Source organism: Micromonospora sp. ZG13, assembly GCF_059359355.1.
Window position 1 is genome coordinate 44,257 of record NZ_JCADBQ010000003.1, and the last position, 21,726, is coordinate 65,982.

Annotated in this window: 17 protein-coding genes; 5 read left to right on the forward strand and 12 right to left on the reverse strand. The window is 69.8% G+C overall.

The window, feature by feature from the left end; all coding sequences use genetic code 11:
• Positions 1-40: 40 nt before the first annotated feature.
• Both AC5L34_RS07750 and AC5L34_RS07755 read left to right on the forward strand, forming a co-directional pair.
• The gene (locus AC5L34_RS07750; protein WP_441174138.1) at positions 41-1,090 is read left to right on the forward strand and encodes an LCP family protein; all 1,050 of its coding nucleotides are present in this window, start codon (positions 41-43) and stop codon (positions 1,088-1,090) included.
• A 110-nt stretch (positions 1,091-1,200) separates the two neighbouring features.
• On the forward strand, positions 1,201-2,751 hold the full coding sequence (locus tag AC5L34_RS07755; protein WP_441174140.1) for a sugar transferase: 1,551 nt from the start codon (positions 1,201-1,203) through the stop codon (positions 2,749-2,751).
• Between the two features lie 56 nt (positions 2,752-2,807).
• Here the strand turns inward: AC5L34_RS07755 and rfbD are convergent, their stop codons facing one another.
• Together rfbD and rfbB are read right to left on the reverse strand one after the other, a co-directional pair.
• Positions 2,808-3,671 (reverse strand): dTDP-4-dehydrorhamnose reductase, encoded by an 864-nt coding sequence (gene rfbD / locus AC5L34_RS07760; RefSeq protein WP_494824261.1) that lies wholly within the window; start codon positions 3,669-3,671, stop codon positions 2,808-2,810.
• A complete protein-coding gene (rfbB, locus tag AC5L34_RS07765) occupies positions 3,668-4,681 on the reverse strand; it encodes a dTDP-glucose 4,6-dehydratase (RefSeq protein ID WP_441174143.1) in 1,014 nt (337 codons plus the stop codon). The genes rfbD and rfbB overlap by 4 nt, the downstream gene beginning before the upstream one ends.
• 86 nt (positions 4,682-4,767) lie before the next feature.
• Between rfbB and rfbA the strand changes: the two genes are divergently transcribed.
• Positions 4,768-5,655: a glucose-1-phosphate thymidylyltransferase RfbA gene (rfbA, locus tag AC5L34_RS07770; RefSeq protein ID WP_441174144.1), complete on the forward strand. Its 888-nt coding sequence runs from the start codon at positions 4,768-4,770 to the stop codon at positions 5,653-5,655.
• Positions 5,652-6,275, forward strand: coding sequence for a dTDP-4-dehydrorhamnose 3,5-epimerase family protein (locus AC5L34_RS07775; protein WP_441174145.1), 624 nt, complete (start codon positions 5,652-5,654; stop codon positions 6,273-6,275). Before rfbA ends, AC5L34_RS07775 begins: the two co-directional genes overlap by 4 nt.
• A 123-nt stretch (positions 6,276-6,398) precedes the next feature.
• Here the strand turns inward: AC5L34_RS07775 and AC5L34_RS07780 are convergent, their stop codons facing one another.
• From AC5L34_RS07780 to AC5L34_RS07820, 9 genes are all read right to left on the reverse strand, one after another.
• Positions 6,399-7,658: a DUF1501 domain-containing protein gene (locus tag AC5L34_RS07780; RefSeq protein WP_441174146.1), complete on the reverse strand. Its 1,260-nt coding sequence runs from the start codon at positions 7,656-7,658 to the stop codon at positions 6,399-6,401.
• Position 7,659: 1 nt separating this feature from the next.
• Entirely contained in the window at positions 7,660-8,925 is a 1,266-nt protein-coding gene (locus AC5L34_RS07785) for a DUF1800 domain-containing protein (RefSeq protein ID WP_494824263.1), read from the reverse strand.
• 172 nt (positions 8,926-9,097) lie between these two features.
• Positions 9,098-10,996 (reverse strand): S8 family serine peptidase, encoded by a 1,899-nt coding sequence (locus tag AC5L34_RS07790; protein ID WP_494824264.1) that lies wholly within the window; start codon positions 10,994-10,996, stop codon positions 9,098-9,100.
• A gap of 525 nt (positions 10,997-11,521) precedes the next feature.
• Positions 11,522-12,694 (reverse strand): glycosyltransferase family 4 protein, encoded by a 1,173-nt coding sequence (locus tag AC5L34_RS07795; protein ID WP_441174150.1) that lies wholly within the window; start codon positions 12,692-12,694, stop codon positions 11,522-11,524.
• The gene (locus AC5L34_RS07800; protein WP_441174151.1) at positions 12,691-13,521 is read right to left on the reverse strand and encodes a glycosyltransferase family 2 protein; all 831 of its coding nucleotides are present in this window, start codon (positions 13,519-13,521) and stop codon (positions 12,691-12,693) included. The genes AC5L34_RS07795 and AC5L34_RS07800 overlap by 4 nt, the downstream gene beginning before the upstream one ends.
• Positions 13,518-14,669, reverse strand: a complete 1,152-nt coding sequence (locus tag AC5L34_RS07805; protein ID WP_441174152.1) for a glycosyltransferase — start codon at positions 14,667-14,669, stop codon at positions 13,518-13,520. The genes AC5L34_RS07800 and AC5L34_RS07805 overlap by 4 nt, the downstream gene beginning before the upstream one ends.
• A complete protein-coding gene (locus AC5L34_RS07810; RefSeq protein ID WP_441174154.1) occupies positions 14,669-15,778 on the reverse strand; it encodes a polysaccharide pyruvyl transferase family protein in 1,110 nt (369 codons plus the stop codon). The genes AC5L34_RS07805 and AC5L34_RS07810 overlap by 1 nt, the downstream gene beginning before the upstream one ends.
• Entirely contained in the window at positions 15,775-17,250 is a 1,476-nt protein-coding gene (locus AC5L34_RS07815; protein ID WP_494824267.1) for an oligosaccharide flippase family protein, read from the reverse strand. Before AC5L34_RS07815 ends, AC5L34_RS07810 begins: the two co-directional genes overlap by 4 nt.
• Positions 17,201-18,481 carry an O-antigen ligase family protein gene (locus tag AC5L34_RS07820; RefSeq protein ID WP_494824269.1) on the reverse strand — a complete coding sequence of 427 codons (1,281 nt, stop codon included), beginning with the start codon at positions 18,479-18,481 and terminating at the stop codon, positions 17,201-17,203. Before AC5L34_RS07820 ends, AC5L34_RS07815 begins: the two co-directional genes overlap by 50 nt.
• 457 nt (positions 18,482-18,938) lie before the next feature.
• Here AC5L34_RS07820 and AC5L34_RS07825 point away from each other — a divergent pair, with 457 nt between their 5' ends.
• Positions 18,939-20,099 carry an acyltransferase family protein gene (locus AC5L34_RS07825; protein WP_494824271.1) on the forward strand — a complete coding sequence of 387 codons (1,161 nt, stop codon included), beginning with the start codon at positions 18,939-18,941 and terminating at the stop codon, positions 20,097-20,099.
• A 144-nt stretch (positions 20,100-20,243) separates the two neighbouring features.
• On the opposite strand, the gene AC5L34_RS07830 is transcribed toward AC5L34_RS07825, so the two are convergent.
• Positions 20,244-21,611, reverse strand: a complete 1,368-nt coding sequence (locus AC5L34_RS07830) for a hypothetical protein (protein WP_494824273.1) — start codon at positions 21,609-21,611, stop codon at positions 20,244-20,246.
• Between the last annotated feature and the right edge of the window lie 115 nt (positions 21,612-21,726).

Genomic DNA, 21,726 nt, shown 5'->3' on the forward strand with positions numbered 1-21,726 from the left:
GGGTACGCGCACACCCCTGCGGATAAGTAGCATCGCCGCCATGCCAGTTCCACAACAGTTCGTTGAGCCGAATCCGGTCGCCGACCAGACCGGGCGCAAGCCGGGGAAGCACGCGGAGCCTCGTCGCCGGTGGCGGCGCGTCGCCCTCATCAGCCTGCTGGTGGTGGCGCTGCTCGGCGGCGGCGGCCTGATCGCCGGCGGGCTCTACCTGCGATCCGTGGAGTCGGACATCGAACGCGTCGACGCCTTCGCGGACGTTCCCGAGCAGGGGCGCCCGCAGGCGGTGGCCAAGGGCGCGATGAACATCCTGATCCTGGGCAGCGACACCCGTGACCCGGAGAGCACGTCGGGCTCCCGCACGGACACGATCATCCTGGCCCACCTGCCGAAGGACCGGTCGAGCGCCCAGCTGATCTCGATCCCCCGCGACACCTGGGTCCCCGTGCCCCGGTCGAAGGACGGCAGCCAGGGCGGCCGGGACGCAAAGATCAACGCCGCGTACGCGTGGGGTGGCGTGCCGTTGATGGTGCAGACCGTCGAGAAGTTCACCGACGTGCGGATCGACCACGTCATGATGGTCGACTTCGCCGGCTTCAAGGAGATCATCGACGCTCTGGGCGGCATCGACATCGACGCGGAGAAATCGTTCACCTCGATCCACCCTCCGTTCCGCACCTTCCGGCAGGGGGTGCAGCGGATGGACGGTGAGACGGCGCTCGACTACTCACGCCAGCGCAAGCAGTTCCCGGACGGGGACTTCGCCCGCATCCGGCACCAGCAGCAGGTCATCAAGGCGATCCTGGACCGCGCCGTGTCCGGGGGCATCGTCACGAACCCGGGGAAGCTGAACTCCTTCGTCAAGGCGACGTCGAACGCGGTGTCGGTGGACGAGAAGATGTCCCTGTTGAGCATGGCGACCGACCTGCGTGGACTGCGCGGCGACAACCTGCGCTTCATCACCAGCCCGACGAAGGGCACCGGTCGGGTGGGTAGCGAGAGCGTCGTGTTCGCGAACACGGAGAAGGCCAGGTCCTTCTACGACGCGGTACGACGAGACGCCGTAGCGGAGATCGTCAACGCCGGAAAGTAGGAGGTCGTACTGCCGTCCCGGCTCTGGTGACACGCGCGGACCGGTCGTATCCTTCGTTCGCCTCGAAGCTGCCGCGTGCCGCCGGGGCAGTCAACGGGGAAGGACCGACCATGTCCAGGCAACAGGCGATGGGCCACCACGCCACCACACCGCAGCGCGACGACATGGCGGCGCAGGGCATGAGGGCGGAGGTGCGCGGCGGGACCGACGCCGGAGGCGGTGCCACCGGAGCGCTGCCCACCTCCACGCCGCCGGCGGGCGGTCAGGCGAGCGACGCCCCGCCCCGCCCCGGCCTCGACGTGACGGCGGTGCTGCCGTACGCGAGTTCCCGTGCCTCCACGCGCACCCGGGGGCTGCGGGCCTGGATGATGACGGCGCCCGTCGACGTGGCCGCCCTGCTGGCGCCCCTGCTGATCAGCCTCCAGTACTGGCGCGGGACGCTGGCCATGGCCGGCCTGACGGTGGCCATCTTCGCGGCGGGCGGGCTCTACCGGGCCCGTCGCCACGTGAGCATCCTCGACGAGCTGCCGAGCCTCTGCGGGCGGCTGCTCGCGTCCGCGGCCGTGATCACCATCGTCGCGGCGCTGCGTCACGACTCCGCGGAGTACGTGGGCGGGTTCGCCCGCGGGGTGATCATCGCGGCCGGGCTGGTCATCGTCGGTCGTGTCTTCTCGCGGGAGTTCGCCACCATCGCCCGCAAGCGCCGGTGGGTGGAGCACAACGCCATCATCATCGGCAGCGGGCCGATCGCCGTGGAGCTCGCCCGGCTGCTGCGCCGCTATCCCCAGTACGGGCTGCGCTTCGTCGGCTGCGTCGACTCCACGCCTCCGCAGGTGTCGGCGGCGCTCCCCCTGATCGGCACCCTGGACCAGCTGGAACCGCTCGTCCGGATGGTCGAGTGCGACGTGCTCCTCATCGCGGACCCGAGCTGCCCGGAGCTGACCCTGATGGAGGTCCTCCGCCAGCCGAGAAGCGCGAGCTGCGACCTGTGGGCCGTGCCACGGCTCTGGGGCTCCCGCTCGCACGGCGACCACATCGGCGCGATCCCGATCGTCAAGGTCGGCGACATCACCCTGTCCGGGCCCCGCTGGGCGCTCAAGCGTGCGTCGGACATCCTCTTCGCCGCCACCGCGTTGCTCCTGCTGAGCCCCGTCCTCCTGCTCTGTGCCGTCGCGACGCTCCTCGACGGCGGCCCGGGCATCTTCTTCTACCAGGAACGGATCGGCCGTCACGGCAAGCCGTTCCACATCATCAAGTTCCGCTCGATGCGTCCCGTCGACGAGCACGAGTCGCAGACGAACTGGTCGATCGCGCACGACCAGCGGGTCGGACCGATCGGCCGCTTCATGCGCCGCACGTCGCTCGACGAGCTGCCGCAGCTCTGGAACATCCTGCGGGGCGACATGAGCGTGGTCGGGCCGCGCCCCGAGCGGCCGTACTTCGTCGAGAAGTTCTCCGCCGAGTACCCCAACTACGCCATGCGCCACCGGGTCGCGGTGGGGCTCACCGGGCTGGCACAGGTCAGTGGCCTGCGCGGCGACACGCCGATCTCCGACCGGGCGCGCTTCGACAACTACTACATCGAGAACTGGTCGCTGTGGCTCGACGCCAAGGTGCTCATCCGGACGGTGGCGGAGGTATTCCGCGCTGGGGGTCGTTGACAGGCACGGCCGACGCCAGCCGCGGCCGGCCGCGTCGCCGCCTCAGTCGAAACCCCCTAGTGGAGGGTGTCCAGCGCCCGGGTGAGGGCCGAGCGCCAGTCCGGCAGGGGCGGCAGGCCTGCCGCCGCCCAGCGGTTGTGGGCCAGGACGCTGTACGCGGGACGGGAAGCCGGGCGCCGGTAGCGGTCGCTGGTGGTCGGTCGGATGCGGTCGGCGTCGAGGCCGCGGAGGGTGAACACGGCGCGGGCGAGGCCGTACCAGGTGGTCTGGCCCGACGCGGTGCCGTGGTAGACGCCGGGGGCGGCGCGGCCGGCGAGCACCGCGTCGGCCAACGCGACGAGTTGCCCGGCCAGCGCGTACGACCAGGTCGGCTGCCCCCGCTGGTCGTCGACCACGTCGAGATGCTCGCGCTGGTCGGCCAGCCGCAGCATGGTCGCGACGAAGTTCGGTCCGTGTTCGCCGTAGAGCCAGGCGGTGCGCACGATGTAACCGGCGTCGGGGAGGAGCCGGGTGACGGCGAGCTCCCCGACGAGCTTGCTGCGCCCGTACGCGTTGACCGGGGACGTGGTGGCATCCTCCGCATACGGCTCGGTGGCGTCGCCGGAGAAGACGTAGTCGGTGGACAGGTGGATCATCCGCGCGCCGGTTGCGGCACAGGCTTCGGCGAGGTGGGCGACGGCGTGGCCGTTGACGGCGGTGGCGGCCTCCTCCTGCGCCTCGGCCCCGTCCACGTCGGTCCACCCGGCGGTGTTGATCACCACGTCGTGTCCGGCGACGGCGGCTCGCACCGCCTGCGGGTCGGTGATGTCGAGCTCGGCGCGGGTGGTGGCCCTGACGGAGAGGTCACCTCGGGAGCGCAGGACGGCGACCAGGTCCCTGCCCAGCATGCCCCCAGCGCCGGTGACCAGCAGCCGGCTCACGGGGCGATCAGCGGCTTGGTGCCCGCCTTCAGCGGCTCCCACCAGGCCCGGTTGTCGCGGTACCACTGCACGGTCTGCGCCAGGCCGCGCTCCAGGTCGATGCTCGGGGCGTACCCGAGCTCAGTGCTGATCTTGCTGATGTCCAGGGAGTAGCGGCGGTCGTGGCCCTTGCGGTCGGCGACGCGCACGACCTGGTCCCAGCTGGCGCCGCAGGCCTCGATCAGCCGGCCGGTGAGTTCGAGGTTGGTGAGTTCTGTGCCGCCGCCGATGTGGTAGACCTCGCCGGCGCGGCCCTTCTCCTGGACCAGTGCGATGCCCCGGCAGTGGTCGTGCACGTGCAGCCAGTCCCGGATGTTGCCGCCGTCGCCGTAGAGCGGCACGGTGCCGCCGTCGAGCAGGTTGGTGACGAACAGCGGGATGACCTTCTCGGGGAACTGGTACGGCCCGTAGTTGTTGGAGCAGCGGGTGACCACGACGTCCATGCCGTGGGTGCGGTGGTAGGCCAGCGCCAGCAGATCGGAGCCGGCTTTGGAGGCCGAGTACGGCGAGTTCGGCGCCAGCGGCCAGTCCTCGGTCCAGGAGCCCTCCGCGATGGACCCGTACACCTCGTCGGTGGAGACGTGCACGAACCGGGAGGTGCCGTGCCGCAGCGCGGCGTCGAGCAGGTTCTGGGTGCCGAGCACGTTCGTGGTGACGAACGGGGCGGCGCCGTCGATCGACCGGTCGACATGGGATTCCGCGGCGAAGTGCACGATCACGTCGTGGCCGGGAACGACCTCGTCGACCACGGCGGCGTCGCGGACGTCCCGGTGCACGAAGCGCAGCCGGGGATCATCGGCCACCGGTGCGAGGTTGGCGAGGTTGCCCGAATACGTCAACACGTCGAGCACGGTCACCGCCGTGGGTTCGACGCCCGACCCCCTGGCGGCGTCCCCACCGGGCACGCCCAGCAGCATCCGAACGTACTCCGACCCGATGAAGCCGGCACCGCCGGTGACGAGGATCCTCACGGGTCGGAGAGTGTACGCGAAACCCCAGGACAACCGGGGCAGCGAGCCCATTCTCAGGCGCCCGCCGGTGCGGGTAGTCTCGCCCGGTGCGCGGAATCCTTCTCGCCGGTGGCACCGGGTCCCGGTTGTGGCCGATCACCCGTGCCGTGTCGAAGCAGCTGATGCCGGTGTTCGACAAGCCGATGGTGTACTACCCACTCTCCACCCTGATCATGGCAGAGGTGCGGGAGATCCTGATCATCACGACGCCGGAGGACCAGCCCCAGTTCCAGCGGCTGCTCGGTGACGGCAGCCAGTGGGGCCTGCGGTTGGAGTACCGCACGCAGGCCCGCCCGGAGGGAATCGCGCAGGCGTTCCTTCTGGGCGCGGACTTCATCGGCGACGAGTCGGTGGCCCTCATCCTCGGCGACAACATCTTCCACGGCGTCGGCCTGGGCCGGCAGCTCCCCGGCCACGGCGACCTGGTCGGTGGACGGATCTTCGCCTACCCGGTGGCCAACCCTCAAGAGTACGGGGTGGTCGACTTCGACCCGGCCGGGCGCGTGCTGTCGATCGAGGAGAAACCCGCCCGCCCCAGGTCCCGCTACGCCGTGCCCGGCCTCTACTTCTACGACAACCGCGTGGTGGACATCGCCGGCAAGCTGACCCCCAGCGCCCGCGGCGAACTGGAGATCACGGCGGTCAACGAGACCTACCGCGAATGGGGCGAGCTGTCGGTGACGGTGCTGGACCGGGGCACCGCCTGGCTCGACACCGGCACCTTCACCTCGATGATGCAGGCCGCCGAGTTCGTGCGGGTCATCGAAGAACGCCAGGGCCTGAAGATCGGATGCGTCGAGGAGGTCGCCTGGCGGGCCGGCCTGATCGACGACCACCACCTCCGGACGCTCGCCCAGTCCCTGAGCAAGAGCGGATACGGCGACTACCTGCTCGGCCTGCTCGCCGAACGCCAACCCGGGGACACCCACCGATGAAGATGCGACCGCTGAGCATCGACGGGGCCTGGGAGATCAACCCACAGCAGCACGGCGACCCACGCGGGCTGTTCATGGAGTGGTACCGCTTCGACCAGCTCGCTGCCGCGGTCGGGCATCCACTCCGACTCGCCCAGGGCAACCTGTCGGTCTCCGCGCGCGACGTGGTCCGCGGCATCCACTTCGCCGACGTGCCACCCGGCCAGGCCAAGTACGTGACCTGCGTACGCGGTGCCGTCATCGACGTGGTCGTGGACATCCGCGTGGGCTCGCCGACCTTCGCGCAGTGGGAGGCGGTCCGCCTCGACGACGTCGACCGGCGCGCCGTCTACATCGGCGAGGGGCTGGGCCACGGCTTCTGCGCCCTCACCGACGACGCGACCCTGAGCTACCTCTGCTCCACCACGTACAACCCCACCGCTGAGCACACCGTGCACCCCCTCGACCCCGAACTGGCGATCGACTGGCCGGCGGAGTCACCGCAGTTGTCGGCCCGGGACGCAGCCGCGCCGAGCCTGGCCGAGGCGCGGGAATCGGGACTGCTGCCGGACTACCGGACCTGCCGCGCGTTCACCGCCAGCCAGCGGATGGGAGCTGACCCCGCCTGCGGCGGAAGATAGCCACTTCCACCCTCGCGGTGACCGGCGTCCCTGACGGGTGGGCGGGCCGGTGTGCGGTGTTGCGCCCGCGGCGGGACCCGTGATCGTCGCCGCGCCCGGCAGGGCCTCACCAGGGGCCAGGTCTCAGTCGCGCGGGAGGAACGGCAGCATCTTCGGCCCGTACCCGCCGAGGTAGCGTGCCGGGTCCGCATCCAACACCGAGGCCAGCAGCGTACCGAAGACGTCTCGGAAGTCCGTCGTCGCCTTGAGGTCGCCGTCGTCCAGGTCGGTCAGGCTCGGCTGCTCCCCGTAGAGTCCGCCCGCGACCTGAGGACCCAGAACGAAGACGGGCCCGGCGGTTCCGTGGTCGGTGCCGTCGGAGGCGTTCGCCCGAACCCGCCGACCAAACTCGCTGTACACGACCACGGAGACCCGTTGACCGGCCTCGGTCTGCGCCAGCCGGCCCGCGAAGCTGGTCAACGCCTGATCGAGCTGGCGCAACAGCAGCTCGTGGCCGGGCCTCTCCGCCGCGTGCGTGTCGAATCCACCGAGGCTCACCGAATACACGCGGGTGGGGACCCCGGCTTCGACGCAGTGAGCCACCCGGGAAAGCTGTTCGGAGAGGAGATTCGCCCCGCCCGTGCCCGTTGCCGCGATCTCCGGCTCGGCGGGGACGTCCGCTCGGGCGTCCACCGCTTCGGCATCCCGGATGAGCTGGTCGATCTTGATGAGGTTCGCATAGGCGTCCGCAGCCCGTGCCTGCATCTCGGATTCGTTCGGCTCCCGCCGCCCGAGCACGCCGATCATGTCGGTGGTGACCCCGGCCGGCAACTTGAGCCCACCGATACTCACACAGGCTCCGGTACGGGTCTCTCCCACGAGCAGGGGCGGGAGCATGGGCTCGAAGCTCACCGCGGCCTCCGGCGCGGCCCTGATGCCGTCCAACCATCGACCGATCCAGCCGGAGGTGGCCGGATCGCTCGGTGAGGCGGTCTGCCAGATGTCCATGGACCGGAAATGACTACGGTCCGGTTTGGGATACCCGACCCCGAGGACGACAGCCAGGCGCCGCCCGCTCCACAGTCGACTCAGACCCTTCATCACCGGATTCAACCCGAGCGAGTCGTCGATCCGGAGCACCCGGTCAGGCTCGTAGGCCAGCTCGGGTCGGGCCGCGTAGTACGCCGGGTCCGCGTAGGGGACGACCGTGTTGAGCCCGTCGTTGCCGCCGTACAGCGTGACGATGACCAACTTGCGTGTCTTCCGGTGATCATCGCTGGCAGACGCGTCGCCCGCGGTCCGCAGGAGCTCCGCCAGGCCCAGACCCCCCACCCCGGCGGCGATGGCGCTGCCGCCGACGACGCCGGAGGCCAGGAGGAACCTGCGCCGGGTCAATGCGTCCATGTCACGTCACCAGATATTCCGGGCTGGCCAACCCGAGGGTCAGCAGACGCTGCGGATCGGTGGTGCCCTTCAGGGCCGAGTACGTCCTGTTGGTCCATGTCTCGATGGCCAGGACGTGCGCCACGTCTTCCGGAGTCAGCCGCTGGGCCGGGACCAGTTGGGCGATCCGACCGGCAAGGTTCAGGCGGACCTGCGCCGCCCCGACCGTCAGCCACTCCGCTCCGGCGGCCCACCCCTCGACGCTCGGGGGCGCGAACGGCAACTGCCCCATTCGATCCAGGGCGTTGAGGGCGTACGTCAGCATCTCGTCGGACAGCCTCCCCGGCCGCAGACCCAACTGCCGCATCGCGCCGACGAACCACTCCGTCGGCTGCTTGACCAGCCTGCCGGCGCTGGCCTGGAATGCGTCGTCCTCGAAGAGCTTCCGCAGCATCGCCATCGAGTCCGGGAACGCGCGAACCATGTTGTCGCGGGTGGACATCGGGATCAGGTCGGCCGACGAGGCGTACCGGAACCACAACCGCTCGGCGATGAACCCCGGGCAGGCCTCGTGCTCGAGCAGCAGATCCACCAGCGAGTGGGCATCGAAGTCCTTCGTGACGCCGAGGATGCTCTTCCTGCCGCCGTCGTGTGAGGCAGGACTGAAGTACGCGCGGCCGCTGTCGTAGTCGATCTTCCAGCCGGTCAGCGCACGGCCCGCCTCCTTCACGTCCCGTTCGGTGTACCTGCCGATGCCGAGCATGAAGAGTTCCATCAACTCGCGGCCGAGATTCTCGTTGGGCGCGGTCCGTGTGTTGAGTTGCCCGTCGAGCCAGTAGATGAGCGCCGGGTCGGTGATCATCCGATGTGCCATGGTCGCGAAGTCGAGCGAGCTGCGCAGCGTCCTGTGCTGCTGGAGCATCAGTTGCGGGCGGATCACCTTCCGGACCGAGGTGGCCCAGTGCCCGTGCCAGAAGAACCACAGCTTCTCGCGGGTCTGGTGGTCTGCGACAGTGAGGCGATCCAGCCACCACTGGGTGATCCGCTTCGTCTGCTCCCGCCGCTTCTCATCGCCCTTGCTCCGCTGGCTGGGAGTGGGGTTCGACAACCCGGCGAAGGGATCCGGGCCGAGTCCCGGCACGGGAGCCTTCAGCGCACCCACGTCCGGCGCTGTCGGCGCTGTCAGGGCGGCGACCGTCGCCTCGTACCCTGCCTTCTTCGCGGCGGCCAGCTCGGCGGACGTGGGACCGAAGCCGGCGCGGCGAAGAAGCAACGAGGCGTCGGCCATGCAGCAAATGTATGCGAAGCCCTTGGTGCGGGCGGACCCCGGGGCCGGGTACCAGCCGGTCGCGCCCGGAGTGTCGCGGTGACGCGGATGGGCCGCCGAGACGCGCATCGCACGTGTCTCGACGGCCCACTGACCCTGCCGCGTCAGGACGGGATCTTCAGTCGCCGGTCACTCAACCGACCTTCAGGACCTCGTAGGTGAACATCGTCGAGGGGCCCGGGTCGGCCGCGAACGGATCGAAGTTGGCGATCAGCGCCGAGTTGCCGTTGTTCGGCGCCTGCACCAGGTTGTAGTTGGTCTGGGACTGGAACAGCAGGTTGCCGTCACCCCAGTGGTAGAGCCAGAAGGACTGCTCCGTGCCGATCGCGGTGGCGTTGGCGATGAGTGGCCGGGTGCCGCCCGACGGCGCGCTGACGTAACGCTGGTTGACGTGGGAGCGCAGTGCGACGGCGTCGGCGCCCATGTCGAGCATGTCGAACTTCTGCCAGTCGGTGGTCACGGTGGAGTTGGCGATCAGGGGACTCCTGCCGGCGTCCGCCGCGGTGACGAACCTGCCGTTGACGGCCGCGCGGAGCACGACGACCGCGGCGGGTGAGGCCCAGATGAACTTCTCGGGTCCGCCGATGGTGGTGGCGTTGTTGATGAGTGGCAGGGTGCCGCTGGACGGGGCGGTGACGTACTTGCCGTTGATCTTGGCGATCAGGCTAGTGGTGCCGTCGCCGTTCATGACGACCTGGAACCGCTGGGCGTCGGTGATGGTGCTGCTGTTGGCGTACAGCGCGGCGGTGCCGCCGGCGGTAGCGGTGACGTACTTGCCGCTGGCCCAGGACCCGAACGCGACGTAGCCGCTGCCGGCGTCGACCACGGTGAACTTCTCCGAGTCGCCCATCTGGTTCATGGGCTGGGTGGGGGTCAGCGGCTGGGTGCCGCCGGCGCCGACCGAGACGTTCTTGCCGTTGGTCAGGGACCGCAGGCCGGTGACCTGCGGCACGGCGGTGGTGCCGATGCGCAGCATCACGTCGCTCGTGTTGTAGGCGGCGGTGTTCCGCACGACCCGCCGGGTGCCGCCGTAGACGATGACGTTACGCACCTGGGTGGGCGCCCAGGACGGGTTCGCCGACAGCAGCAGCGCGGCGGCGCCGGCCACGTGCGGGCTGGCCATCGAGGTGCCGCTGTACCGGCCGATCGCGGTGTCGCTGGTGGCCACCGAGGACGAGATGTGGTGCCCCGGCGCGTGGATGTCCACACACGGCCCGTAGTTGGAGAACGAGGCGCGGAAGTCGACCTCGTCCGTGGCGCCCACCGTGATCGCCGAGGCCGCGCGGGCCGGCGAGTACGAGCAGGCGTCGTCCTGGCTGTTGCCGGCGGCGACGGCGTAGGTGATCCCGGAGGCGATGGACGCCTCCACCGCGGCGTCGATCGCGGCGCTGACTCCACCGCCGAGGCTCATGTTCGCCACCGCCGGCTTCACCGCGTTCGCCGTGACCCACTCGATGCCGGCGATGACACCGGCCTCCGTGCCGTTGCCCTCGCAGTCGAGCACCCGCACGCCCACCAGCTGCACGGCCTTGGCCACACCGTAGTTGGTGCCACCGATGGTGCCCGCGACGTGCGTGCCGTGCCCGTCGCAGTCGTTCGCGACCGGGTCGTTGTCGATGAAGTCGTAGCCGTTGCTGGCGCGCCCGCCGAACTCCTGGTGCGTGATCCGGATGCCGCTGTCGATGACGTAGGCGTGCACGTTGCTCGCCGTGTTCGGGTACGTGTACCGCTTGTTCATCGGCGCGAAGATCTGGTCCAGCCGGTCCAGCCCCCACGACGGCGTGTCCAACTGGGTGTCGCTCTTGGACACCTTGCGGTTCTGCTTGACGTAGGCCACCTCGGGGCTGGCAGCCAGCCGCTTCGCCTGCGCCTCGTTCATCCGCCCCGCGAAACCGCGGATCGTGCGCGTGTACGTACGCGACACCGTGCCGCCGTACCGCTTGGTCAACGCGGTGGCGTTCGCACCGACCTGGGCCGGCGTGGCCTTGCCGTCCTTGAACACCACGATGTAACTGTCCTTGATGGCCCCCATGTCGGCGGCACCCAGGATTCCCGCAACCTTCTTGTCGTCCGGCGGAGCCGCGGACGCGGCACCCCCGCCGGACACGGTTGCCGCGGTCGCGACAGCGGCGAGCGCGAGCCCCGCCACAACCGACCGACAAGCTCGACGAACTTGATACACGCCAGACTCCCCGTGGGATGAACGTCCACCGTTGACAATGGACAGCGTTGCCCTTCGGCACAGACGCAGCCCATCTTCGTCGATCAACGTCATCGGCGGCTCAGCCGTTCGGACTAACTGGTGGCGAATGCCAAGGGGTGCGCCCCCGGCCCCTATTACCAAGTAGCGGACGAAGACGACGGATGATTACCACCGAGCTCGACTCAGAATGCGAGCGGCCTGCCTATTGCTCGCGCAACCGGTACCGACGACTCACCCTCGGCAGGTCGCCGATCGGTCCGACGACCGGCACCACGGTCGCGGCCGGATGCCGCGCGCCGGCGGGCCTGGGCCCGCCGGCGCGCGGCGTCGTCATCCAGCGTCCGCTGGCTCGGCTCACCGGCCGGGCGCGCCGTCCATCCGCGCACCGGTGGGAAGCGAGGCGTACGCCGCCTGCAACTGCAGGCGAACCGCCGCCGAGCTGTGGTGTGCCGCCACCCACTCCCGTCCGTTGGCGGCCAGTCGCGCGGCGGTCTCGGGCGCGGACAGCAGCCCACTGACCGCCGCGATCCAGCCAGCCCTGTCGTCGGCGACGCGGACGTGGACGCCGTCCGCCACACCCGCGCGGTCGGCCACCATGCTTGTCGTCACGCTCGGAACTCCGGCCGACATGGCCTGGATGAGCTTCAGCTGGACGCCGGTACCCCGGAAGATCGGCGCGATGGCGACGGCGGCATCCGCGTAGTGGGGCTCGACCGCGGGCGCGTTGGCGTGGAGTTCGATGCCGTTCCCGACCAGCTCCTGGACCGCCTTGGGCGGGTCCGTGCCGACGATCCGGAGCCGCGCGTCCGGGACGGCGTCACGGATGCCCTGCCAGCACTCACGCACGAACCACATCAGGCCGTTGACGTTCGCCTCGTAGCTGAGCCGACCGACGAACAGGACCGTCGGTGCGATCGGGCCCGCCTGCCGCTGGACGGAGAAGTCGCAGGGGCTTCTGACGAGAAAGGTGTTGGGCCGCTCCTGGCCGGGCAGGGACGGAGCGGAGAGCATCAGGGGAACCCCCATGCCGACCAACTTGTCCTCCCGGGCCCGCATCCGGGGTGCCTCCACGCGGCCCAACGCCCGCCAGGCGGGGCTGGGCCCGTGCGAGGCGAGCTGCTCGTAGTACTCGCTGCGGAACTCGTCCAGGTCGACGATGACCGGCGTCGAGCCACAGGCCTCGACCAGGTGGACGGTACGGAAGACATTGAGGTGCACGACGTCCGGCCGGAAGTCGTCCAACTCCCGCCGCAGCGCGTCGGTGAGCGCCTTCGGGCTCGCGTACCCCGTCTGCAACGAGACCCCGGTGCCGAGTGCTCGCGCGGAGCGCAGCATGGAACCGACGCGTGGGTTGGGGACGAGGGTGCGCTCCTTGACCGGCAGGAGCTCCGCCAGCCGCGCCTCTTCCTCGTCGTGCACCAGCCCCAGGAAGCGGACGTCGTGCTCGGCGGCGAGCATCTCCAGGATCACGAGGCTGCGCGGGCGGACCGATGCCGGGATCCACGGCGCTACAAACAGAATCTTCAAATCGGCAGTCTCCTCAGGGCGGACGCGAGGAGTCGCTGACCCCGCGTGCCATGCTTCGCGAAATAGACATACATACCGGACCGGTACAGGGGGTTCTTGCCGACCGCACCGGTGCTGGTGCTCTCCTTGTGTTCGGCGACACTCGTCCCGACCGACGCGACACCCCAGCCACTGGCGCGCAATTGCGTGCACAGGTCGACGTCCTCGAAGTAGAGGAAGAAGCGGGGGTCGAACCCACCGATGGACCGGAACGCCTCAGCTCGTACGAGCATGCAGAACCCGGACACCCAGGCGGTTTCGCGCACCTGGCCGGTTGGTTCGACATCGAGATACTCGAGCATCTGGAACTTCTTACGCAAGGGTGTCGCCCGAGCCAGATACTGCTTCAGTCGCCTCGGCACGAGATGGTCGACCTTCAGCGCCGCCAGCCATTCCTTCGCGATGCTCGGCTCGGGGCCCGCCGAGATTCCGAAGCGCCCGTCCGGGTATCGCATCAGCGGCGCGACCACACCCAGCTTCGGGTCGGCCCGCAGCGCCTCCACGAGGTGCGCGAAGGACTCGGGGTCGATGTGGCAGTCGGGGTTGAGAAGGAAGTAGGCGTCAGCGCCGGGGAGGGTCTCCGCCGCGGCGTTGATCGCCTTGCCGAAGCCCACGTTCGGCAGCGAGATGACCGGGTACCCGAAGGATTTCGCGACCTCGACGCTGTCGTCCGTGGAGGAGTTGTCCACGACCACGACGTGGTCCACCGGCAGGGCGCCCAGGCAGCCCAGACTCTGGGGAAGCTCCCGGGCCGAGTTGTAGGAGACGATGATGGCTGCGATTTTCACTGTCGACTCGCAATCCCGTAGGCGTCGAGGTACGAGCGGACCGTGTCGTCCCAACGGAACGTCCGCTCGATGTGTGCGCGGGCACGTCGACCACGCTGTGCCGCGTCGTCGGGTGATTCGACTGCGGCCCGGACCGCCGCCGCGATCTCATCGGCAGTCGACGCGGTGTACAACATCGAGGCGTCACCGCGTACCGACGCGGCCGGCCCCTCCGACGTGATGACGGGACAGCCGAGGGCCATGGCGTGTGCCACCTTCATCAGCACTCCCCCGCCCACGATCGACGGCACGACGACGGCGTGGGCGTCGAGCATCTCCGACCGGAGGTCGGGCACCGCACCCGTCACCACCACCCTGCTGTCGCTCTCGCCGAGGCCGACCACGTCGGCGGAGGGCTCCGCCCCGACGATCCTGAGTTCCGCCTGCGGCAGGCTCTGCCACACCAGCGGCATCACCTCACGCGCGAGGAACTGGGCGACGAGTGCGTTCGCGCGTCGCCACATCGCCCCGGCGAACACCAGTCGCGGTCGCTCCGTCGCTGGCGGCGGCGACCAGGACCGGTCACCGACGTGGATTCCCGGCCGGGCGAGCACGGTGTTCGGGTTGCCTGCGGCGGCGACCGCGAAGTCGGCGTCGGACAGGGTGATGACGGCGTCCGCCTGGCGGATCGCGGCGCGTTCGAACCGTCGCGTCCGAAGCAGCTCGACGAGACGGTACGGCCGTTCCAGGCCGGACGACGCCCGGTAGGACTCCAGCATCACCTTCTCGGTGATGTCGTGCAGGCCCAGCACCGACGCGGGGCCGATCCCGACGACCTCGGCGGATTGCAGATACTCCGAGTGCACGACGTCGGGCCGGATCCGACGGATGAGCTCGGCGGCCTCCCGGGTCGCTTCTCGCGGCCACGCCTGGCGGAGCCATGCCGGTTCCAGGCGGAGGCGGTCCCGGTGGCTCGGACGAGCGGTGACCGTGGCGGGCAACAACGTGTACTTCAGGTCGTCCGGCTCCGTGGGCGCCGTGTGCTCCGGCGAGTAGACGAAGAGGTCGACCTGCTCAGCCAACCGCGGTGTGAGCTGCACGATCGTGTCGGCCGCAGCATGGTAGTGGTGCGCGTTGGGCGCGAACGGGGTGAGCAGGAGGACGCGCATCAGCCCAGCCGCTTCACGAGCGCCGTGACGAACCCTTGCGCGATGCGCCCCTGGGCGGCGACCCGCTGGGCGGCCTCCCGGAACTGCTCGGCGGACGCGGCAGCCGCGGTCGCCGTGCGGTAGAGCGTCTCGGCGTCGACGTCCGGTGGCACCAGGAACTCGCGGAGCCCCAGGTCGACGAAGGCGTCATGGACCTTCCGCTCGTACGCGATGGCCACCGTCGGAACGCCGATCGCCACGGCGAGGAGTGCGGCATGCAGGCGGGTGCCGAGGACGAGCTGGTTCGTCGCGAGCGACTGCAACCAGTCGCGGAGCGCTCCGACGAGAGGCCGGCTGCCGTCCAACGGGGTGGAGTCCAGGTCGAGAAGGTCGCGGAAGGCGCGCTCGTAGATGACGCGGTCGTCCTCGCCGTGTGCTCCCCGGCCGAAGGCCATCGGAAGGAAGGTGCCCGACCATCCCTCCTGGCGGAGCCGACCGGCACATCCGGAGGTCGCCGCCAGCAGTGGGCCCTCGAGGTCGGGCGCGAGCGGCCGCATCGACAGCGCGAAGCGACGGCCGGAGTCGACCCGGTCCAGCTCGGGCAGCGGCAGGGTGTACGCCATGTCGCCGATGACCTCTGCGCCGGAGCCGAAGTGCGACGCGGTCCGCTCGTCGCGCACACCCACCGCGACACAGGATGCGCCGATGATACGGAGCACCTGACGACCGAACGGCGTTCCGCCCTCGCGTACGCCGACGCCGACGGTGGCGACGGGCGTTCCCGCCAACTTGGCCATCGCGATGATCCGGGCGAACATCGGCAGGGTGCCGGGCCAGGACAGGTTGGGGGAACGCTCCTGGAAGACCGTTCCAGGGCCGAGCAGGAGCAGTTGGCACGACTTGATCGCGCGCTGCACCGCGACCTGACGCTCGGAGGCACCACGAGCCCGCAGTACGGGCATGTGCTCCGTCTGCACGCCATGAAGTTCGGCGACCCGCTCCGGGTTGGGGCAGAAGACCACGAAGGACGCGTTCTCCTTGACCTCGCGGACGCAGGTGATGAGCGAGTGGAGGAGGATCTCGTCTCCGAGATTGTCCGATCCGAACCACCCGACTATTCCGACCCTCACATGTCCTCCGTCGTTGCGGTCCGCAGTTTGCCTGCGGCCCTCCGTTGTCTCACAAATCTGACGGTAGCCAGAGCAAGGATGACGCCCCCGAGAGTGGCGGACGCCGAGGCGGATCCCATCACGGTCAGCAGTCCGGCGAGCGCCCATGCCGCCGCTGCCACATATCCGAACGAGATGAGGACCGGCCACACCAGTTCCCTGATCCGCAGGAACCACAGCAGCGACCCGGCCACGACAAGCTCGTTCAACACCATCGCGCAGGCGGCGCCGTAGGCGCCGTACCTGCCGTCGAGGGCAAGGTTGAATCCCACGCTGCCGCAGATGCTCAGTACGAGCACCACCAGCCGGCTGGCGGCACGGCCCCGGGCAAGCAGGATGGCGGACAGACCGAAGTTGGCGAATCGCAGTGCGAGGAACAGGGTGAGCACCATCGCCAGCTCCGGGATGTTCCCCGCCTGGTCACCGAACAGCACCACGGTCGCGATGGGAAGGCCGATGAACATGGCGCCGGCGGCGCCCTGACCCGCGAGCCCGAAGAACTGGAAGATCGTGAGCGGATCGTTCGCCTGGGCGGTCCCGGAAGTCCCCTTCGGCGCGGCATAGGCGAGGGCGCCGAGGCCCATGGACGCCGCGACCTGGACCGCCGGTCCGATGATGGCCGCGGCCGAGACGTACTCTCCGACTTCCACGGCGGTGACGAAGAACGCGAGGATGAAGACGTCGCCGCGGAAGTAGAAGAGACCGAGCAGGTCGGAGGCGAAGTACGGCAGCGCCAGCCTGATGTGCTGGGCCGAGCGGACCCCTCGGGAGGCGCGCAGCGACGGCAGGATCCGCACGACGAGAACCGCGGCCGTCGACCGGAGGGCGGACGTCACCAGGAAGTAGACGGCGGCGTCACCGAGGGTGAGCCCGTCCATCAGCCACACGTCGATCGCGCACGCGCCGACGAGCAGGAGACCGGTGGAGGTGTTCGTGAGCGGTTCGAGCCAGGCCGAACGCGTGCCTCGGATGAGGACCCACGCCGTCTCGTTCCACTGTTCGAAGAGGCTGGCGACGAAGACCAGGAAGAAGGCGAGCTGCGCTTCCGGGGGAAGGAGCACGCCGATCACCACGTACGCGACGGCGGCGGCCGACATCAGCACGACGAAACGGCCGCCGTGGATCCGGGCGACCACGGACGGCGAGACCGACCCCGCTGCGGCCTCCCTGGTCAGGTAGGTCGGCAGACCGAGGGAGAGCGCGGCGGCGGCGAAGGACGCGGAAAGCGTGGCCATCCCGTAGAAGCCGACGGCCTCGACGCCGGCGCCCCTGGTCAGCAGCGCCATGACCACCAGGGTGGTGAACCGCGTGGCCAGGGTGGAGAGCCCCAGCAGGCCCGACACGACCGTCAGAGACGTGCGCCGCCCCGCCGGCGCCCTGGCCTCAGTCGCGACCATTGCCAGTCGCAACCGCCGAGAACCGCGTCCGGGCATGGAAGTAGCCCGCCACGAGCGCCAGCATCAGAAAGTAGGGCCCCTGCATCAGGCCCCAGCCCGTCATACCGACAAGGACGAGAGCCGGCAGAGCGCTGACCAGAACCCTGGGTGCCAGCTCCGAGGTCCGCGTACGAAAGACGGCGCGGATGGCCGCCGTCGCGGTCCGCACGAACGGCAGCCAGAGGAGCAGTGCGCCGACGATGCCCACCTCGGCGGCGCTCAGCAGCAACACGTTGTGTACGGGCACGCCGCTCGCGGTGAGCGGATCCGAGGCGCCGACGACGGCGACGTAGCTGTTGGGTCCCACCCCGGCCCACGGATGCGCGCGGATCGCGTCCGCCGCGACCGCAAGGAGGTGTTGCCGGGAGCCCCCACCGGGGTCCGTCATGAATCGCTCGATCAGCCACGGCAGCGACGCCACGCCGAGCACCCCGGTAAGGCCGACGACCACGAAGTACCTCTTCTGCCACCGCCCGGTCATCAGCTCGAGCAACATGAAGATGAGGATCATGGAGACCACGGCTGCGAGAACCGTGCGACTCTGGGTGAGGGACACGCCGATGAGGACGACACCGAGCGTCGTCCAGGCCACCCATCGTTCCCGCACCGTCCGCTGCGGCAGCGTCAGCGCGCACAGGCCGCAGAAGAACAACAGCTTCGCCAGCTCGCCTGGATGGCTCGTCAGGCCCGTGGCACGCCCGAGCACGTCGAGCGCCTGTTGGCCGGAGACGCGTCGCAGCGGAAAGCCGAGGACCGCGGCGGTGATCGCGAAGAGTTGGAGCCACGCCACGGCCGCGAAGGCCCAGAGCAGGACCGAGTGCCGCCGGTCCGCGCGCTCGGCCGTGGCCCCGATGGCGAACACGATCGCCGCCAGGCAGAAGTGCAGCAGGCCGCTCACGGTACGCAGGGACGCGTCCCAGTGGACCGCGGCGAACAGGGCCAGCCACCCGAGAAACGGCACCCACAGGAGGAGGGCGCGGACGAATCGACGACGCGTGTGCATCATGACCAGCACGAACGCCACGGCGATCACGATGGTGTACGAGTAGAGCGTCGGCGTTCCCGTCGACACACCGGCGTAGATGACGACATCGGCGGGAGCGAGGGCGATCGGCACCAGTCCGAGCGTCGCCACCAGGAGCGCCAGTGCGGCAACGATGCGCTGATCCGGATCGGACCGCAGCCCTGTGGCGATCGACCGGCCGGCCCGGGTCAGCTGGACGACCACGCTCGGGGCCCGGTGGCGGCCCGGCCCACGGCCTCCGCGGCTCTCGCCGCCCGGGCCGGCAGCCGGGTCGACGTATGTCCGAGCTGGCTCCTGACCGCCGCTGCGCCATGTCGCCGGGGCATGGCGTGGATCACCCTGGGGATGACCACTGGCCGTACCGGTGAACATGACATCTCCGTATCAGCCTTGGTCGGCCAGTCGCTGCCACGGCTGCGCTGGTCGTGCCGCCGTGCGGGGGTTTCGCTCACGCCCGGAGGGCGGGATCCAGAGCCGATGACGGATCGCTCCGGGCCGAAGCGGGACTTCGCGCGCTCATCATAGAGGTGGGTGTCAGCGACGAACCATAGGTCCCGGGCCCGCTCACGAGGACTTCCGAACCGCAGATCCTGCGGCCAGCAGGCAGGAGCCGATCCGTATCCTACGACTCGCCGATCACCTCTCTCGCCAAGGCGCCAACATGAACCTGACCCAGGCAAACGGCTCGACGTCCGCGGACCAGACGGTCGAGTTCCCGGTGCCCACGGCGCTCGATCGGCCGACCCCACCGGCCACCTCGCGGGCGCCGCGGCTGTACGTGCTGGACCTGCTGCGCTTCCTGGCGGCGATGAGCGTCGTCGCATACCACCTGCTGTTCGCCGACGCCAGACAGACGTGGGGGGCCAACACGGCAGATCTGTTCGGTGCCCCGCTGCGGCTTGCCGCCGGATACGGGTGGCTGGGCGTCGAGCTCTTCTTCATGATCAGCGGCTTCGTCATCTGCATGAGTTCGTGGGGTCGGCCCCTGCACGACTTCTTCATCTCGCGGGTCACGCGGCTGATGCCGGCGTATCTGTTCGCGGTCGTGCTGACCGCGTCGGTCCTCGTGTTGTGGCCGCAGCCGGGAGAGAAGGTTCCCAACCTGCCGCAGATCATCGGAAACCTCACCATGGTGCAGAATCTGCTGCGGGTGAACGACATCGACGAGCCGTACTGGACCCTGCTGATCGAGCTGAAGTTCTACCTGCTGTTCCTGATCGTGATCGCCTTCGGCGTCACGTACCGCCGGGTCCTGATGTTCTGCATGATCTGGACGGCGCTCGCGCTCTACGCGCACAGCGCCGACTTCACGCTCCTGACGTTGGTGGTCGAACCTCGGTTCGCGTCGTACTTCGTCGCGGGGATGGCCCTCTACCTCATCCACCGGTTCGGGCCCGACCTGCTGCTCTGGTGCATCGTCGCCTTCTCGTTCGCGGTCAACGCCGTCATGCTGGATCTGCGAGTCGCCCCGCTCGTGAAGGCCGGCCTGCCCATGTCGTGGAAGGTGTCACTGATCCTGGTCGCCTTCTTCTACCTCCTGATGATCGGTATCGCGCTCGGTTGGTTCGCGAAGATCCAGTGGCGGGGGCTGGTGACGATCGGCGCGCTCACCTACCCGCTCTATCTGCTCCACTCGGCCAACGGGCGCACGGTCATCCGTCATCTGCGCGACGACGTTCCCCCGTGGCTGCTCCTGGGCGGCGTCGTCGGCGCGGCGCTGCTGCTGGCCTACGCCGTGCACCGGCTCGTGGAACGCCCGCTCAGCCGGGCGCTGCGAAACGGGCTGAAGAGCAGTTTCCAGAAGGCCCGTGCCGCCTCGTAATCCAGCGGCCCTGATGCCGTCCCGCCCGTCGGCGATTCGCTCGTCCACCGGCGGCGGCCCGCCCCACTTCGGTGACCGCTGCCGCTCACCACCGCCCGCAGCCGGATCGCTGCGGGCTCGCTCTCCGGCCGGTCCGGATGTCGCTCAGAAGCCTGCGTTGTCACGGATGGAGTTGACCACGCGCCGGATGACGTCGATCCAGTCCTCCGGGGCGGTCATTCGCAGCACGAGCTGACGGTCGATCGCACCGTCCGGCTCCGAACGCCAGAAGGCGACCACGACGATGCCGTACCTGTTGGCGCCGTTCAGCTTCACGGTCTCGGCGAGGACGACGTACGGCCCGCCGCTGCGCCACTGAAGTCCCCACGCCTCCTCCGCCTTGCGCAGGGCGTCGCGTTGCTCCTCGCCGCATTCAGGACAGTCACGGACGATCAGCTCGCCGCCGATCTCCGAGTTGTCCCCGATCGAGGCACCGCAGTTGTACTTGACCTGCCCCTCCGTGCTGCCGCCAGGAGTGCACGTCCAGTCAGCCGGGGCCACGAAATCGAAGCCCAGGCCGTCCGGGGTCAGCGTCCGTACGGCATCGCTCCTGCTGAAGACCTGCCATTTGGGCCAGTCCCCCGGCCGTGGCGGCTCGAGGCCCGGCTGCTGTGGGCGCGCGCTCGGTGACCACTCCGGGGCGCCGGACTGGACCACGCCGGTGGGTGAGGGGTTCGCCGTCGGCTCGGTCGTGTCCCTGAGCCCGGTCCAGGCGAAGGCACCCGCACCGCCGACGAGGACCAACACCAGTGCGACGATCCCGACCCGGAGCCCGGTACGGCGCCGGCGCGTCTCGGAGGGCGTTATGCGGCGCGCGGGTGCGGCGAGCGGGTCGTACGGCGGAACGCCGGCCGGGGCGGGGGCATGGGCGGCGGCAGGCGACTGGGGCGTCTCGGCCACCGGCTGCGCCGGCATCGCGGTGGTCGGCGCGTCCCAGCCTGGCGCCGGCGGTCCCGAGGCGGGGTGCGGGGCCGACGACACCGGCTGGGTGGGGTTCGGACCTGCGTGCATCGCCCACGGCAGATGCGGCGGCCCGGAGATCGACTGCGGAACACCGGAGACGGGGTGGGTTACCCCGCTGACCGGCTGGGGCAGCCCGGAGACCGGCTGAGGCATCCCGCTGACCGGGTGGGGCACCCCGGAGACCGGCCGTGCGGCCGCCGGGTCCGGGGTGTACCCCACGCCGAGTGCACGCAGCAGCTTCTCCGCCCCCGGCCCGACCTCCGCCGAGTACGCCACCCAGGGCGCGGCGGCCGAGAAGTCGGCGTAGGCGTAGGGCAGGGGGTCCGCCGCCTGCGCCAGCGAGTTCGTCATCCCGACGAACGCCTCCCGCCAGCCGGGGGCCGCGGCGACGGCGGCGTCCAGGACGGCCACGGTGACGAGGCGTCCCTGCTCGTCGATCGCCGCCCACGCCTTACCCACCGGAGACCCGCCCAGCACGTGGGTGAACCTGTAGGGACCTGCCGGCTGCATGCCAACTCCTCTGCTCAACCGCCGTGCGGATCCTACAGAGGCGGCGCCAGCAGCTCCGCCCACCCGTCGTCGGCCCGACACGCACCGGGACGCCCGGCAGGCCGCGTCTCTCCAG